This is a genomic window from Herbidospora mongoliensis (assembly GCF_001570545.1).
GTDB lineage: Bacteria > Actinomycetota > Actinomycetes > Streptosporangiales > Streptosporangiaceae > Herbidospora > Herbidospora mongoliensis.
In genome coordinates, this window is sequence record NZ_BBXD01000033.1 from 1 (window position 1) to 16,462 (window position 16,462).

13 protein-coding genes are annotated in these 16,462 nt (G+C 67.9%); 6 read left to right on the top strand and 7 right to left on the bottom strand.

Annotation, left to right across the window (positions count from 1 at the left end):
* Both AW272_RS39515 and AW272_RS39520 read right to left on the bottom strand, forming a co-directional pair.
* Positions 1 to 189, bottom strand: a 189-nt coding sequence (locus AW272_RS39515; protein ID WP_169807729.1) for a hypothetical protein, incomplete at its 3' end; no start/stop codon positions are given.
* 479 nt (positions 190 to 668) lie between these two features.
* Complete coding sequence (locus AW272_RS39520; protein ID WP_066376302.1) at positions 669 to 1,109, bottom strand: hypothetical protein; 441 nt, start codon at positions 1,107 to 1,109, stop codon at positions 669 to 671.
* Between the two features lie 119 nt (positions 1,110 to 1,228).
* Here AW272_RS39520 and AW272_RS39525 point away from each other — a divergent pair, with 119 nt between their 5' ends.
* Positions 1,229 to 2,050, top strand: coding sequence for an AfsR/SARP family transcriptional regulator (locus AW272_RS39525; RefSeq protein WP_169807730.1), 822 nt, complete (start codon positions 1,229 to 1,231; stop codon positions 2,048 to 2,050).
* On the opposite strand, the gene AW272_RS39530 is transcribed toward AW272_RS39525, so the two are convergent.
* The 5 genes from AW272_RS39530 to AW272_RS39545 form a co-directional block, all read right to left on the bottom strand.
* Positions 2,035 to 6,081, bottom strand: coding sequence for a golvesin C-terminal-like domain-containing protein (locus tag AW272_RS39530; protein ID WP_066376306.1), 4,047 nt, complete (start codon positions 6,079 to 6,081; stop codon positions 2,035 to 2,037). The genes AW272_RS39525 and AW272_RS39530 overlap by 16 nt on opposite strands.
* Positions 6,082 to 6,667: 586 nt before the next feature.
* Positions 6,668 to 8,041: an IS701 family transposase gene (locus tag AW272_RS39535; protein ID WP_083959171.1), complete on the bottom strand. Its 1,374-nt coding sequence runs from the start codon at positions 8,039 to 8,041 to the stop codon at positions 6,668 to 6,670.
* A gap of 363 nt (positions 8,042 to 8,404) precedes the next feature.
* On the bottom strand, positions 8,405 to 8,530 hold the full coding sequence (locus AW272_RS45850) for a hypothetical protein (protein WP_275527350.1): 126 nt from the start codon (positions 8,528 to 8,530) through the stop codon (positions 8,405 to 8,407).
* Between the two features lies 1 nt (position 8,531).
* The gene (locus AW272_RS39540) at positions 8,532 to 8,747 is read right to left on the bottom strand and encodes a hypothetical protein (RefSeq protein WP_066376309.1); all 216 of its coding nucleotides are present in this window, start codon (positions 8,745 to 8,747) and stop codon (positions 8,532 to 8,534) included.
* Positions 8,748 to 8,895: 148 nt separating this feature from the next.
* Positions 8,896 to 9,690: a MerR family transcriptional regulator gene (locus AW272_RS39545; protein WP_066376342.1), complete on the bottom strand. Its 795-nt coding sequence runs from the start codon at positions 9,688 to 9,690 to the stop codon at positions 8,896 to 8,898.
* 78 nt (positions 9,691 to 9,768) lie between these two features.
* Between AW272_RS39545 and AW272_RS39550 the strand changes: the two genes are divergently transcribed.
* The 5 genes from AW272_RS39550 (at position 9,769) to AW272_RS39570 (ending at position 16,457) form a co-directional block, all read left to right on the top strand.
* Positions 9,769 to 10,131 carry a nuclear transport factor 2 family protein gene (locus AW272_RS39550; protein ID WP_066376311.1) on the top strand — a complete coding sequence of 121 codons (363 nt, stop codon included), beginning with the start codon at positions 9,769 to 9,771 and terminating at the stop codon, positions 10,129 to 10,131.
* 38 nt (positions 10,132 to 10,169) lie between these two features.
* Positions 10,170 to 10,958: an SDR family oxidoreductase gene (locus tag AW272_RS39555; RefSeq protein WP_083959172.1), complete on the top strand. Its 789-nt coding sequence runs from the start codon at positions 10,170 to 10,172 to the stop codon at positions 10,956 to 10,958.
* Positions 10,959 to 11,147: 189 nt separating this feature from the next.
* On the top strand, positions 11,148 to 12,170 hold the full coding sequence (locus tag AW272_RS39560; RefSeq protein ID WP_066376317.1) for an alpha/beta hydrolase: 1,023 nt from the start codon (positions 11,148 to 11,150) through the stop codon (positions 12,168 to 12,170).
* Between the two features lie 988 nt (positions 12,171 to 13,158).
* Positions 13,159 to 15,099, top strand: a complete 1,941-nt coding sequence (locus AW272_RS39565; protein ID WP_157519327.1) for a vWA domain-containing protein — start codon at positions 13,159 to 13,161, stop codon at positions 15,097 to 15,099.
* Positions 15,096 to 16,457, top strand: coding sequence for a type 2 periplasmic-binding domain-containing protein (locus AW272_RS39570; protein ID WP_066376321.1), 1,362 nt, complete (start codon positions 15,096 to 15,098; stop codon positions 16,455 to 16,457). The genes AW272_RS39565 and AW272_RS39570 overlap by 4 nt, the downstream gene beginning before the upstream one ends.
* Positions 16,458 to 16,462 lie beyond the last annotated feature (5 nt).

Genomic DNA, 16,462 nt, shown 5'->3' on the forward strand with positions numbered 1-16,462 from the left:
GGGAACCCCCGTCCTAGCCGCAGCAATCGTTTCTTCGGGGTTGACGGGTATCGAGATCGAAACGGCACGGCGGTCGGCGACCATTCCGTAGAGCGTCAGGGCCAGGCTGCTCAGGCCGAGGAACGCGCCGACCACGCTGGCTGATTGGTCGGCCGCCTCCAACCCGGTCTGGAAGAAGTAGAGAGCCATTCCGCCCACGGTGGTAATGAACAGAGCGATCCCCGCCCATTTAAGAACGCGTCCCGACATGACGTCATCATTCCGTGACTTCAAGATCACATGAAGCGATGCGCAGCGTGCGGGTGTGCTCGCCCGTCGCAAGTCGGCCAGAGTCAGCGAAAGCTAGCTGTTCACCATGTCTGTCCGCCGGGATGAGCCCGCCGTCGTAGACGGCCGAGGCGGTGGCCAGCGGGCCGTCAGGAACCCGGTCCAGATGCAGCGGCGTACGAGCGGCCCCGCGACGGCCCAGCGGTCACCGATGAGGCGGGAGCGCAGGATGCGCCGCACCAACTCGACCCCGACCAGGGCGGCGAGCACGGCGATGGCGAGGGAGATCCAGTTTCATGCTTCCGTCACGGCACGAGATCATCACATTTCCGGCGTTTTGTCAGATTTTTGGACGAGGAAAAGGCTCGGCCGCGTCCAGCGGCCGAGCCTTGGGACTTCCCTTAACCGACCCAGCCGCCACACGTCCAGGAGGTCGGCGTGGAGGGGCCGATCCCCCAGCAGGTGTGGAAGCGCTCAAGGTTGACCCCGAGTTGGGTGGCGGGCACGGTCGCCGTGTTGTGGGTACCGAAGTTGCCGAAGTTGACCTTCTTCATCTGGGTGTTGGCGGTCAGCCAGCCGTAGCTGCCCCAGAGCTGGCGTTCGATCTTCACCCACCAGGGGTTGCAGCACTGGTCGCTGGTGTCCCAGACGAAGCGGCCGTAGCGCGTGGAACAGCCGGTGCCGACGACATGGGTGCTCCAGGTGCCGTCCCAGCCCCAGTAGCTGCTGCCGCTGCTCACTGTTCCGCATGCCGCGTTCGCGGGCTGGGTCGTGGCCAGCGGGATGGCGAGACCGATGAGAAGGGCGATCGCCGTCGAGATGATTGATCGTTTGATTCGCATGGCCGTAGCGTCGATCAGGTTTCTTGACACGACCTTGCCACCGCCGGTCGCAACCGGCCAAAAGGGGTTCTACCTGGCTCTATACCTCATCTATACCCCCGTGTCCGACGCTCATGATCATGCGGATTCGGGGTTGGGAGTTCCGGCTGCTGGGGCCGGTCGAAGTTGCGCAAGGGGACACGGCGATCACACTCTCCCGGCGCGCGCAACGCTGCCTGCTGGGCCTGCTGCTGCTGGACGCGGGACACGTCGTGCCGGTCAACCGGCTGCTCGACCTGTTGTGGGACGACACGCCGCCGGACAACGCCAGGGCCACCCTGCACTGCCACGTCGCCCGGCTGCGCGGCACGCTCGATCCGGACCGGACCGGTTCGCGGGGCTTCCGGCTGCTGCGTCAGGGCGACGGCTATCTGGCCGCCACCGACATCAGGGCGATCGACCTGTTCCGGTTCCGTGACCTGGTCGGGCAGGCCCGCCGGTCGTCCGGTCCCGGAACCCGGTCGCGGCTGCTGACCGACGCCCTGGCCTGCTGGCGGGGGCCGCTGCTCGCCGACGCCGCGTCCGATCGGCTCCGGGATCGGCTGGGGGTCGGGCTGGAGGAGCTCCGCCTGGGCGCGATCGAGTCGCGGGCCGAGGCGGAACTCCAGTGCGGGCGGCATCGGGAGCTGCTCCCTGAGCTCGCCGATCTGGTGCGGCTGCATCCGCTCAGGGAGCGCCTGATCGGGGCGTACATGATCGCCTTGTATCGCGACGGGCGGCAGTCCGACGCGCTGGCGGGCTACCGCAGGGCGCGCGGCGACTTCGTGCGGGAACTCGGGCTCGAACCGACCAGAGAACTGCACGAGCTGCACGACCGGATGGCCCGCGCGGACCCCTCGCTCGACTACGAGCCGGCCAGGGCGTCCGCGCGGCGCTGGTCCTGGCGTTACCAGCCGGTGTAGTTCACCTCAGGGCTGGTGAGGTGGTTCTTGAACACGGCGGCGAACTCCTGGGCCCCTCTCGGGTTGGGGTGGATGGAACTGCGGCTCACACAGATCTTCCCGTCGTTGAGGCAGCCGTCCCTGAGGTCGATGGCAGGGTCGCCGGTGACGCTGACGATGAAGTCGCCGGGACCGGTGTTGCTGAACAGCACGGGGTTGAACCACCGGTCGACGTTGCACGAACCATGCCCGCGGAAGGCCGGCAGGGAGTCTGCGAAGGACACCTCGTTCCCGGCGTCCCGCAACACCCGCACCGTGTTCTTCGCCTCGGTGACGAAGTATTCGCTGGCCCGCGTGATGACGCCCTGGGCCTGGGGGTCGAAGTTGCCGCACCACGAGTTCGTGCCCACCGCGTCCGGATAGCCCATGAGCACGATCTTCGCCTTCTTGCCCCGGCTGCCGTTCTTGTTCTCCGTCTTGCTCTCGATCTGCTGGAGGATGTCGGCGACGTTGGCCGGGGCGTTGTACACCGTCTTGGTGTTGAGGGTGGCGAGGATGGTCGCCTTGAGGTTGTCGTCGTAGGCGGTGTCGCCTCCGCAGGTGACGATGAAGCAGTCCTGGATGACCCCGTCCCAGTCGGCGTCGTTGGCACCGATCGTCAGCGCGACGAGGGTCGTGTTCTTGGTCAGGAAGCCGCTCTCGATCTGGGCCGCCTCCCGGAACCTGCCCTCCGCGCTTCCCCGGTAGTCCGACCACTCGTCGATCGGCTGGGTCATGTACGTGTACTGCGGCACGAACATGTCCCTCGTCTCGGCGCCCGAGCACGCTATGAACGCGAAGTCGAGCCTCGGATCGAAGGAGTCGGCGAGCTGTCCGACGGTCTGGGTCTCGCCCGGGAGGACGGTCTGCCTGATCCAGGCGTCCTTGCTGCGCCGGCAGGCGTTCCAGCGCGGCGTCTTGTAGCCGAAGTCGGTCTCGGGATAGTAGTTCCCGACTCCCTCACCCGAGGTGATCGAGTCGCCCATGGCCACGACGAAGTGCTTGGGCTTGTTTCTCAGCACCTGGAAGGCGACCGCGTCCCACGAGATGGCCGCCGAGCCGTCGCCCTCCAGATTCAGGTTGGTGAGCGACACCTCCGGCCGTCCGGAGAACTGGAAGACGCCCAGGTTGTACCAGGCGTTCTGCTCGCGGCTCTGGCTCAGGTAGCGGGTCTCCCGCACGTTGTTGCCCAGATTGATCGTGTACGGGGCCTGCTGGGTCTCCGCGCGCCGCCTCGGAATGTGGACGAGCACCCGGGCCCACCCGTTGATGTCCGCGTTCGGCTTCCAGGTGCCGGTCACCTGCATGGTGTTGCCGTTCCTGGCGCTGGTGCGGGTGTAGCCGAACCAGCTGTGCCCGCCGAACCCGTTGCCGAGCTGCTGGAAGTCGGCGCGGGCGGGCACCCGGCCGGCCGAGTCCTGGGCGAAGTCGAACGTCAGGGTGCCGCTGTTGGTCCACAGGCTGTTGTCGCAGCCGCCGCGGACCGCCGGGGCGGTCGTGTCGTCGACGATCATGACCTTCGTCGTGTCCCCGCCGACCATGGGCAGCCCGGCTGTCCGGCATGTCGTCCACTGGTCCTGGGGTTCGGCCCTTTCTGTGCCTCCCCAGGTCGAGTCGTAGCGCAGGGACGCCTCGTGCCCGCACGCCGACGCGCAGTCCTTCCACGCCTTGGAGAAGTGCCACCAGCACTTGAAGTCGGCCCGTTGGCAGGTGCCGCGGCTGTTCCCCGTCACCGGCGGCTGGCACTCGCTGCCCGGCGCGCAGAAGGCGTTGTTGTCGACGATCCCGGTGTTGGAGACCGTCGGCACGATCATGGTGCGGTAGCCCTCGGTGGTCCACCACGCGTAGTTGTAGCCGCCCTCGGCGAGGGTCTTGTTCTGGGACGGGTCCCACCAGGTCTTGGTGATCGGCCACGCCGCCCAGCCGAGGACTTTCTCCTGGTAGGGCCAGTCCTGCGGGTGCGCCGCGTCGGAGTAGTTGTTGTTGTCGAGGAACGGGCGGCGGTCCTGCCGGTAGTTGGAGTTGGCGGGGTTGTTCGTCCAGCCCACGCCCCAGGCGCCGTTGTTCGGGGTGCCGTTGTTGTCGTTCTTCCAGGCGTCGGCCTGGGCGTGCCAGCCGGAGTTGTACGCCCAGACCGCCATGTACCAGTTCTCGATCTTCGACGGGTCACCGTCGTGGACCTTCGCCGACCCGCCGGTGTCGGTCCAGATCTCGTTCCACTTCTGGGCCAGGGTCGACATGCCGGCCGCGATGTTGGTGACGTAGTCGGTCGCCACCCGCTTCTGCTTGTTCGGGCTCCACAGGGTCGCGTCGCCGCGCATGTTGTCGGTCTGCTGCGAGATGCCGTAGCCGCAGTCGGCCTTGGTGAAGTCGACGTCCCAGTCATTGGCCGGGTTGCTGTCGTAGATGTTGACGCCGTAGAAGTTGCCGACCAGCGGATTGCCGGTCTCGCCCTCCAGGACGTTGCGCTGGGCCTGCCACAGGTTCGACTCCTGCGCCAGGATGCCGAACATGATCGACACCGGGATGCGGCCGCCGCCCTGAAGGTCCGGGATGGGGAACTCGCTCTGCGGGTTCCATCCCGGCAGGCCCGTCAGGCCCTTCCAGTTGGCCGGCCGGGACACGGTCAGCCGGTTCTTGAAGACGAGCTGGTCGACGGCCCACTCCACCTGCCGCCAGTGCGGCTGGTAGACCTGGATCGACGGGTCGTTGCGCGGGATCGCGCACCGGAAGCCGGTGTCGACGGTCCCGGTGACGGAGGTGGTCACGGCCGGGCCGACCGGCTTGAGGGCCAGCGCCAGTTTGGGGTTGACGACGCGGCCCGAGGCCGCCGACGGGAGCAGGTCGGCGCCCGGCTGCACCTCGAAGCCGACGTCCGTCTTGGTCGTGACGACCTGGGCGGTGATGTCGACGGGCTCGGCGTCGGGCACCTCGGGGCTGCCCCCGCGTTCGTCGTCTCCCACGCTGGTGGCCTCCGGCCGACCGGTCGGCGGTGCGCCGGGGCCCGCGCGCAGCCCACGCCTCGCCGCGCCGGTGACCGCGAGGCCGCCCTCCGAGGAGACGTCGGCCGTCGCCGGGGCGTCCACGAGCGACACGCCCTGCGGCAGGGTGGCCTTGCTGTCGGCCTGGCCGACGAGGAAGACGCGGCCGTTCACGCCCGACTGGACCGTCAGGTCGCCCAGGCGGCCCGAGGCCAGTTCTCGCGTCGTGCCGCCCAGGTACTGCCGTACCTTGACCGACTCGCCGTCGCGGGTGGCGAAGGCGACGCCGCCGTCGGCGGTCGCGCGCAGGTCGAACGGCACCGAACCGGTCGCCGCGAGTTCGGCCAGCTCGCCGCCCGCCTTGACCTCGACGAGCCGCGCCCCGTCGGCCGCCACGACCGTGTCGCCCACGGGGACGGCCGAGGTGAGCTGGGCGCGGGCCACGACGGCCCGGGTCACCCGCTTGGCGGCGGTGTCGACCGTGAGCAGGCGGGTGGTGGCGTGCTTCTCGCTGACGCCCTGGGTGAGCGCGACCGTGTCACCGGCGCCGCAGCCCGGGTTGAAGTAGGCCAGCGTCACCTGGTCGCGGAGCTTGGTGACGGCGCCGGTCTTGGCGTCGATGATCGCGGCGAAGGCGCCCCGGCTGAACAGCCAGTCGCGGTTGGTGAAGTGGCGCGGCGCGTAGACGGCCACGATCCTGGAGCCGGATCCGGTGAGGCAGGCGTTGCCGATCCACTGGTCGGTGTCCATGCCGGGCTCAGTGAGCGTGGCGACGGTCCGCCACTGGTAGCCCGAGGCGGCCGACGCGGTGAACACGTGGAATCCGGTCGCGTCGCCGGCCGTGGTGAGGGCCACGTCGGCGGACTTCTGCCAGTTCGCGCCCAGCACCCGGTCGCGTAACTCGGGCTGCACCGACGACGGTTGGAGGGACGGTGGCGGCTCGGCCAGCGCGGGATTCGCCGGGGTGATCACAGGGGTGATCAGGGTGGCCAGGAAGGCGGCGATCAACAGGAGCCGCCGGGAGGGTCTCATTCCCGGAGCATCCGCAGGCCACCTTGACACAGCCTTGCCACTTACCGCTTGACGCCGAGATCGGTGAGGATGTCACGCGACCGGGCCGACTCGACGGCGAACCAGTCGTGGAAGTCGGGCCCGTCGAGGTAGATCGGCGTCCAACGGTGGCTCACCTGCCAACCCCGCTTGTCTAGCGTGCCGTCTACGTCCGGGCTCGAACCCTATGAAGCGTCTCGCCGTGGCGGCGCGCCCATGGACTATCGGTTTCAGGCGGGCGACCGTAACGGCCACGCTGCCTGACGGCTGCCAGCCGCAACCAGTCCGAACCGGCATCCGCCAGAGCCCGTGCCGCTCGGGCGAACATCGTTAGCCACAGTCCGTAGCCGCAACCCGAGTAGTTGCGCCAACAACCCTGGCGGACAGTGGTTCCGAACAGCCATCCGATCGACCCAGGAGGCGAACGACTCCCTGACCTGCGGTTTCACCACCAGAGCCAGCCGACGAGGCGGATCTACTGTCAACTAGCGGTAGTTCGTTGAATCAAGGTGGTAGGTAGAGGCGTAACCCATGACCTGCATGAACGGCGTCGATGAGCGCTTGCAGATCAGCGGGCGGGGGCGCTTTGGACCATGCCCGCCACCAGCGTGTGAGCGCAATGGCCGGGGTCAGCCAACTTCGGACCGCGCGGAGTGTGTGGGGCCAACTGGGGGCCGAGGGGAACCGCGGGACGCTTCGAGGCTGCTGGGATGAGGCGGTCGCGCCCCCTCTCTACGGCACTGGCCGATGGCATCGCAGGTGGGGGCGGATCGGCGAACCAGGCGGCCCAGCAGAAACTGAAAGCGCAGTTGACCAGCGCCTGATGGCGTCGGATGGCGATGTCGGAGCGGACTTGGAAGTCGGCCCAGCCCAGCTCGTCCTTGATCTGTTTGTAGCTCTGTTCGATCCAGTTCCGGATGCCGTAGAGGCGGACGAGTTCGGCCAGGTCGGCGGCCTGATGAGGACTGTCGGCCGTGCGGGGTGAGCCGGGGCGGGGCAGGTTGGTGGCCAGGTACCAGGTGGCCTTGTCGGGCAGCGTGGCCGGATCGGCGGTGGCCACCACCAGCCGGGTGAGCCCGTCCGGGCCCCAGGCGCCCAGCCGGGCTTCCCCGGCCCACCAGGTCTCGGTGTGCCCATCCCGGAAGGTGCGCTCGACCCGCTGCCAGTCGCCGGGCTGATCCGGCCCGGCCCAGCCCAGCTCCCGGGCGGCCTCTCGCGGTGTGTACGCCCCGGGCCCGTAGGCCCAGGTGCCGCGGCGGGCGCGTAAGGCCATCACCCAGGCCAGGCCGATCCGGCGCAGTTCGGCGCGGAAGTTGTCCAGATCCCCGTAGGCGCAGTCGGCCACCGCGGCACGCACGCCCACCCCGGCCTGGATCGCCGCCGCGGCAAGCTCCACCGCGATCTGCCATTTCGTGCGGAAGGCCGGGTCGTTCTTGCCGCCGGGCAACCGGCGCGCGGGGGTGTAGGGCTGGGCGTGCAGCGGGAAGTACAACCGTTCATCGGCCCACAGCGAGGTCACCGTGACGATGCCGTTGTCGGTCTTACCGAGCCGCCCCAGCCATTGACGGCCGGCGAAGGCCGTCGCCGTGCCGTCTTTGCGGTCCCCGCTGTCATCGATCACCAGCACCCCACCGGCATGCGCGGCGGTGGCCGGATCGGCCAGCAGCAGCCGCAGCCGCCGCTCGTTGATCCGGTCGGGGTCCCAGCACGACTCCGACAGGAAGAACTGCAGCCGCTGCGCCGGTGGACTCCCGGCACCCGCCACCGGCTCCGCATCGGCCAGGCACGTCAGCGTCTTGTTCCGCGAGCGCGGCTGGAGTAACCCGGCCAGATACTCCCGAAACCCCCGCCGCTGCGCCACATGGGAGAACAGGTCATCGAAACGGGCCGCGTACTCCTCCAGCGGCCCCGGCGCGGGCGGACACGGCTTGGGTTTGGTCATCCCTCGGCTCCCTTCATCCGGAAGCCCCCGTACCTACGCTTCTACCTTGCCGAACGCCTTGATTCAACGAACTACCGCTAGATGTCCTAGACTCTCATTTCACTGTCAACTACCGCTTCTCACTGTCATCTTGAAGCGCGCCAGACAAATGTTGTCCGGCGCAGCGGTATTTGATAGCGGCACCCCTCTCTGACCTGGGCGCTATCAAATAGACGGATATCGAAGCAGCCCGGGCGTCGACGAGCTCGGCTTGGGCGCTGCTCCGGCCGTCTCTCCCGGCATCCGTGAATAACTGGGATTATGTGGGCCTGATTCGTGCCGGTTCGTCCTGCTCTCCGGGTCAGTCGGCGTCCGGCGCCCGAGCTACCGGCGCAGCGCCGCGACCTGCTGGCCGGTGAGCCCCACGACGTGTTCCTCGCCCCGGGTGTCGAGCTCCAGCCCGCAGATCAGCACCGGCCCCCGGTAGTCCGTCCACGGGTCGCCGCTCACCTCAGCCGCCAGCGCCGAGGCCGGCGCGTTGACCAGCCGCCATTCCGGCCCTGTGCCCGCCCACAGGTTCCAGGCCCCGCTCGATGGCCACCCGGACGGCCTGGCCGCCGGGGTTCGTGCCGGTCAGCGTGGCGATCATCGCGGCGCGGTCGGCCGGATCGCGCGGCAGCTCGACCGTCCGCGAGATGCCGTCCGGGTCGATGACGAGACCGATCATGAGCGCTCCGTGCCGGGGGCCGGTTCCAGGAATCGGACCGGCCGCGAGGCCGCCGGGTCCGCGCCCATCATCCCCCGGGAGGCCCCCGGCGCGGTGATCTTGTACGTGAACGGACGTCAATCACAACGCAGTCCCACAACTGTTCGCTTCAGGTGACGCGAAAGACCGGCCAGCCGATCTCGGTGCGCCACGCTGCGGGATCGCTTGTGTCACGAGGGCCGACGACGTAGACCTCCCGCACCGGCCCGGCCACCGACATCGCGTTCTCCACCACCCAGGTCCCGAGTGCGCCGTACGTGACCTCGATGCCGTCGTGCTCGCCGACGTGGGTGGTGACGGCCAGTTCCGCGGCCGGGAGAGTTGCGGGGTGCACGCGTCCGGTGCGAGGTGGCGCAGCGGTCGGTAGGTAGACGAGCGCGTGACCGCGCTCTTGTTCGAAGAGGGCGTTGTCGTAGCAGCCGCCCGGCGGTCCGGTCGCGGCGGCGCCGACGGCCGCCTCCAGTTCGGCCATCGCGCCTGCGTACCAGGTCGCGACGTCACGACCTCTGACTACGGCCTCCACCGCCGCGACGGTCCGGGCGGGCTGCGCACGCAGCTCGACGTCGATCGGCGCGGGGTCGGGCCGGAGCAGGCGCCGCAGCGCCACGACTGCGGCCCTGGTGCGGTCGAGCTCGTCCTCGAGGCGTTGCAGGTGGTCCGCGACCAGGGCCGCCCGGACACCGGGGTCGGGGGTCCGCAGGATTCGCTGAACATCGCTCAGGGGGACGTCGAGTTCGCGGAGCCGGTGGATGACCTGCGCGGTCGGGATCTGGTCGACGCCGTAGTAGCGGTAACCGGTGATCTCGTCCACCACGGCGGGTTCCAGCAGGGCCGCCTCGTGATACCGACGCAGTGTCCGCACGCTCAAGTGGGTCAGCCGCGAGAACTCCCCGATGGTCAGCACCCCCACATTCTGGACTCTCTCCCAGGGGGAGAGTCCACGGCTTGACCTTCCCGCTCCGTGAGGTCGCACGGTGGGCTCATGACACAGCACACCGATCTTCCGTCCGATCTGCTCCCGACCACCGTGCGCGAGTTCTTCGCCGCCCATGTCGTCCACGACGCCGACACCGCCTCGTCGTTCCTCACCGAGGACGCGGTGGTCGTCGACCAGGGCGAGACCTTCCGCGGCCGGGAAGAGGTCCACGCGTTCCTGCGGGACGCCGGGTCCGAGTTCGAGTACACGACCGAACAGATCGGCGCTCGCCGCGTCGATGACGCCCACTGGGTGGTGACCGTGCGGCTCGAGGGCACCTTCCCGGGTGGCGTCGCCGAACTCGACTACCGGTTCGCGTTGCGGGATGGCCTCGTCGCCGAACTCGTTATCGCCAACCACACAGCCTGACCGAATCCGCGCTACGTCGATCTTCAGTGGAGAGAGAAATGTCTAGTTCAGATCGCGATCGTCTCGACGGTCGCCGGGCGCTGGTCACGGGCGGTTCGAAGGGCTCGGGCAAGGCCGTCGTGGAGAGGCTCCGAGAAATGGGTGCCGACGTATACGTGACGGCGCGAACGATGCCCGACGGGTACGAGCACCCCGACCGATTCATCGAAGCGGACGTGACGACGATCGAGGGCACCGATGCCGTGGCCGCTCGAATCGGTGAGGCAGGCGGCGCACTCGACATCCTGGTGCACGTCGTCGGAGGTGCGTCGACGCCGGCCGGTGGGTTCGCGGTCATCACCGATGACCAGTGGTTCACCGAGTTGAACCTCAACTTCCTGGGAGCGGTGCGGCTCGATCGAGCTCTTCTCCCGGCGGTGATCGAGTCTGGGGCGGGCGTGGTGCTGCACTTCACCTCGATCCAGCGTGAACTACCCCAGTACGACGCGTCCCTGGCGTACGCGGCAGCGAAGGCTGCTCTGCGCACCTACAGCAAGGGACTTGCCAACGAGCTCGCGCCGCGCGGCGTGCGGGTCAACGCGATCAGCCCCGGCGGGATCGAGACCGAAGCCTACGAACGATTCGTGGACCGGATCGCCGAGGGCAACGGACTCACGCGTGAAGCGGCCAAGCAGACCATCTACGACTCCCTGGGAGGAGTACCCCTGGGGCGATTCGCGAACACCGAGGAAATCGCGGACCTGGTCGGGTTCCTGGTGTCGGACCGCGCCTCGGCGATCGTGGGCGCCGAGTACGTGATCGACGGCGGGACTGTTCCGACCGTCTGAGCCAGGAGGCGGTTCCGAGCAGCCACTCGCTAACGGTTCGATCCGGCTGCCGAACCCCTCCTGCGCAAGCAGAACTCGAACGCTCACCTCGGCCTGCCAGTTGGCGGGCCGCATCCACCACCTGACACATATCGATCACCTATGACCTGGGGCAGGCAGACATCCGGTCTCTTGCCGCAAGGAGAACATATGACTGCGCAAGTCACGGACCAGTCCTCCACCCAGCCGGTCGGACCGCCACCACCCTTCGATCCGGAGCTCGCTCCTGTCGTTGAGATGCTGACCGGCCTGCGCCCTCCCGACGCGTACCGTTCGGACAACATCGTCGAGATGCGCAAGCCCGTCCCCGGGGTGGAGACCCCGACCGACGAGATCCTCTCGCGCGGTGGCGCCTACAGCGTGCAGGAGCGGGCGATGCCAGGGCCGGACGGGGACCCGGACATCTCGCTGCTGATCTGTCTCCCGAAGCACGCGGCGACCCCGACTCCGGCGATCTACCACGTCCACGGAGGCGGCATGATCGTCGGAGACAACCGGTTCGGCCTGGTCGAGATGCTGAACCTGGCCGAACCGATGGGCATGGCGGTGGTCTCGGTCGAGTACCGGCTCGCACCCGAGACACCCCACCCCGGTCCCGTCGAGGACTGCTACGCGGGCCTGGTGTGGGTGTCGGATCACGCCCACGAGCTCAACATCGACCCTGAGCGCATCGTCATCGGCGGTGCGAGCGCCGGCGGCGGCCTCGCGGCGGCTGTCACCCTGATGGCACGCGACCGCAACGGCCCGGCCATCCTGGCCCAACTGCTCCTGTCGCCGATGCTGGACGACCGCAACGATTCGCCCTCCGCTCAGCAGATGCGCGGCCTCGGCATCTGGGACAGCTCCTCGAACGAGACCGGGTGGAACGCGCTCCTCGGCGACGGCGTTCGCGGAGGACCGGACGTGTCTTCGTACGCCGCGCCTTCCCGCGCCGCAAACCTCTCCGGCCTGCCCTCCACGTTCGTCGACGTCGGGTCGGCCGAAACGTTCCGGGACGAGGACGTCGCCTACGCCAGCCGCATGTGGCAGGCGGGCGGCAACGTCGAACTGCACGTCTGGCCCGGCGGGTTCCACGGGTTCGACGTCGTGGTTCCCCATGCCGTGCTCTCGCAGGACGCCATCGCGGCTCGAGCGGCATGGCTGCGCCGTCAACTGGGGCGTACTCCCCGGTGAGGCGCTGAGCTGGGCGCGTGACCCGTGATCAGGTGTTGTCGGACCAGACGTGGGAGCGGATCGCGCCGTTGTTGCCGACGCAGTGGGGCAACGGCCGCCCGTTTCGTGATCACCGACCTCGATGACTCAGGTCTTGGTCGAGTTGGGTGAACAACTCATCTTCGCGGCGTTTTCCACCTGATCATCCTTTTCGTTTGGCCGTGGGGGTGGCACGGTCACTCCTTTCGTGCTCGGCGGTGCGTCTTGATGCTGGTCAGCGGCTCTGGCCACCACCCCGATCCATCTGGCCATCTGGTGGATCACCCACCGCTGACCCCACCCTGAGCCCGGCTCCCGTGACGCCCGCGGGGGCCAGCCAGGCCTTGATCCGCTTCGACCCAACACCGGTCGCGTGCGTGATCGCCACCGAACCGCCCTCATAACCCGAGCCGAAACCGGGCTTATGATGGAAGATCAATAGGAGATTCGTCCCCCAATGGGGGATTGTCGTCCCAGGCTGTGGATCGCTCGCCGGCCTCGCCCTCACCGATCTTCACCAGATCCGCCTCGCCCGCGACAACCAGGCGCTCCCCGCCGAGGCGCAGCGGTTCATGGCAGAGCGGGCGGAGTCGCAGGTCCGCAAGGTCGGCACGAGCACGTCGCGATGATCTCCGACCCGGGTGCGGCGGCCGATCTGATCAAGCGCGCCGCGCGCTGAGCCATTCCATAACGGTTTACTCATTCGATGACCAATGGCTGACACGATGTGACAGCCCGGGATTCCGTTACCGAGCAATGATCGTTTCGCCCGGACATCAAGAAGAGCCCTTCACCGGCATCAGCGCTGGTGAGGGCTCTTTTGATTGGCGCTCCCACAGGGTTGTCGCATCCGGCGTTTCCGGCGCCTATTCGAGCCAGTTCCATCATTCACCCCGAAACTGGCACGGTCATTCTCTACGCTCTGTCCGCAGCGTATCGAGTGCACGGATGGCAAGGGGCAACGGAAGCGATGAGTCCTTCAGGCGATTCAGAGCCTGCCGATAGCCCGGCGGATCGCGCCGACTCCCGTCCGGGGCCTTTCGATCTCGCGAACGTGATAGCCGCGATCGGGATCATCCCCGTGCTGGCTTCCGCGCTGACCGACCCCCACACCCTGACGGACTGGTTCGTGTGGGGGGCCATCGTCCTCATCATCGGTGGCACGGTCGTCCAGAAGCTGCGGAATCGTCGCGCACCGACTCGGGGCACCCGCCGCCAATCCCGGTGGCGGCCACGTGCCGGCGGCAGGCTGGCCGCCTTCTCCCGACGGCTGCGCGCTGCGTTGCGGATGGCCGCGGCGGGAATCGTGACCGGGGGAATCGTGCTCGCGGCGCAGGAGGTATGGCCCGTCGTCTGGGGTTATACCGAGGCGCATTTCGAGCAGTGTCCGATGCCCCGGCAAATCGTCCTCAGCGTGCCGTCGTACGACGTTGAGGACTTCCGCTTCTCGGTGGGCAAGTTCACGCAGGGTCGGGCCACGAATCACTGCGTCCAGGAACAGATAGAAGTCGTCGCTTCGCCACCCATCGCCGACCTCGCGGCCGCGTTGAAGAACGATTGGCATACACAGGATGACAAAAGGTTGATCGGCCCACGCCCCGATCTGATCGTCGTCGAGAGCCAGGCCATCGCGAACATGATCGGCGCCGAAATGCGCCGGGGCTTCGTCGAGGACCTCGGCCTGATCGCGCGCGTGGATATCGCGGTGGGAATTCCCATGACCCTGCACAACCGGATTGAGAAGCAGCCCGGAGGAGTCTCGCTCGATTCGGTTCTCAGGTTCTTCGCGGAGAAAGACCAGAACTTCGCCAGGACGGATCCGCTGATCACCGGAATTGGGCTGATGGCGACGACCGCCCTGGCCGGGCACGGAATCTTTCCCGACCTCAGCTCTGCGGAAGACAAGATGAGACAGCTCCCAGAGGAGATGGGCGACGCCTTCTGGAAGACTCAGTCGGATCCCGCTTCTCTGCTGTGCAACCTGCAGAACGACACGGAAAACCCGCTGCTCGGCTCGGCGTTCCTGCTGCCCCGCCACCTGATGGAGGAATACGTCACCCGGACCGGCCAATTCTGCAGGAAAGGCGAAGAGGCCCGCGGCCAGCTGTGGATTCCGGATATCGCGCCACTGACCACACTCGACTATCGGGCGGCCCGGCTGGCCTGGCCTGATCGCGACAGCACCGCCCGGAGCACGACGGTCCGCGAGCTGGCCGAGTGGCTGAGATCAGAGAACGGCGCCCCCTGGAGCGGGCTGCACCCCGACCCGGACACCTCCCGGCGGCCGGCCACCCCCACTCCGATGGCCCAGTCCGCGACGAGCGACGCGCTGACCCGGACGCTCCAAGTGATCAGGGCAAAGGAACAGCGGCTGGACATCGCCATGGTGCTCGACGGGTCGGGGTCTATGCAGAAGCACCTGGCGGTGACGGTGGAGTCGGTCAAAAGGATCACCGACACCCTCCGGCCCACCGACAAGGTCTCGCTGGACATCGCGCGCCGGGCGTCACCGGAAGCGACGGCGTCGCGCTACAACGCCTACCCTCTCGACACCGTCGGCGCACAGGGCGACCAGGTGGTCGGATATCTGAGTCAGTGGACGCCCCGCGGCTGGGACGTGGACGTGGACGCGACCATCGAGCTCGTCCAAAGACAGCAAATGCACGTCATGGTCATTATGACGGACACCGCCCCGGACAAGGCGGCCGATCTCCGCCGGATCGTCCCCGGTGTGATCGAGCACGTGAACGGACTATCGAGCAAGGTGGCGGTCCTCATCGTCAACGTCGGCAGTAGCGAGTGCCCGGCCGTCCTGCGCTTCGACCCCGGCCAAACCGCACGCCGAGTCTCCTGCGTTGAGTACGACTTCGACGTCACGGCGGCCCTGAATCACCTCCGGAAGTCCATATGACCCGCCGCAGGCCGCTGGCCTGGACACCCTTCGTCATCGGTCTCGTGGCGACCCTCGCCTTCGGCCCGGTGAGGTCGATGCTGGATCCGGCCCCCGTCACGGACTGTCCGGGCAACGACAAGGAGATCACCGTCGGCGCGGGCTACGACGACAGCATGGATCGCTCCCAGCGGAACGCGGTCAACGAGTGGAAGGGGCTGGGCTACACGGCGAAGTACATCGAGATCTCCCGGGTCCCCGACGAGACCCGGGCCGAGATGGCCGCCAACGATCAAGATGGCGCCTGCCCGCTCGACGTCCAGATCCTCGACGAGGCGCACCTCCCCGAGTTCGTGGCCAGCGGCCACGCCTCCCCCGTGGAGCTGCCCCGCCCGGCCTCCGACTTCATGGCCAAGTCGGTCGCCGCCGGCCAGATCGACGGAACGCAGTACGGCGTCCCCCTCGCCGCCGACGTGCCGCTCACCTACTCGATCGGCCAGACCGACGACCTCATCGCGAGGCTCTGGGGCGGCGGCAACCACCCCGAGCCGCCGGGCCGGGCCCTGAGCCAGCTGAAGAACTACGAGGGCGGGATGGTCAACATCATCGAGGCGATCGGCCCCGAGCTCGTCAAGCTTCTCTCCGACCCGGGGGACATGCCTGATGGCGCCGAGCTGGAGAAGGTCGTCGGTCCCCAACTGGAATCGTGGCGGATGGCGGTGATGAACGGCCTGATCGACGCCCGTTCACTGACTCACTCGGAGAGTGAAACGCTGCAGGCCTTCCGCAGCGCCCAGCAGTCCACCCCGACGGTCATGCGGCACTGGCCTTCGGTCTTCCGCTCCCTCTGGGTCGACACCCGGTTCCGCGACCGCTACGGGAAACTCACCTTCACCTATCGGCCGCTGCCCCGGGGCGGTGTCCTCGGCGGTTCGGTGCTGGTGATCTCCCCGAATGCACGCAACCGGGCCGCCGCGGAGAACCTGGTCGCGCATCTGACGACACCGGAGACCCAGGCGAAGCTGTTCGCGTGCGGAAGCTTCGCGCCCGTGCTCCGCACCGCCTACGAGGTGAGCACGTATGAATCGCGTAACTACAAAGAGGCGCTCGGATGTCTGCTCGGCGACTCGACCCGGCCGGACAGCCTGATCGCGGAGTTCGACGACTTCGCACTGACGGTCCGCCGCGCCATGGACGACGCCCTGCTGCGCCCGCAGATCCCCTACTACAGCCGGCTGAGCGAGACGTTCCGCACCTGCGCGCTGACCGTCCTGACCTCGACCACCGCCCGCGACAGAAACTTCTACGACACGTTCGCCAACCGCCTCCAGGCCGCGGCGGCGGGACGGCTGCCCAGCGAGGAATTCGACTGCGGCTGAGTTGA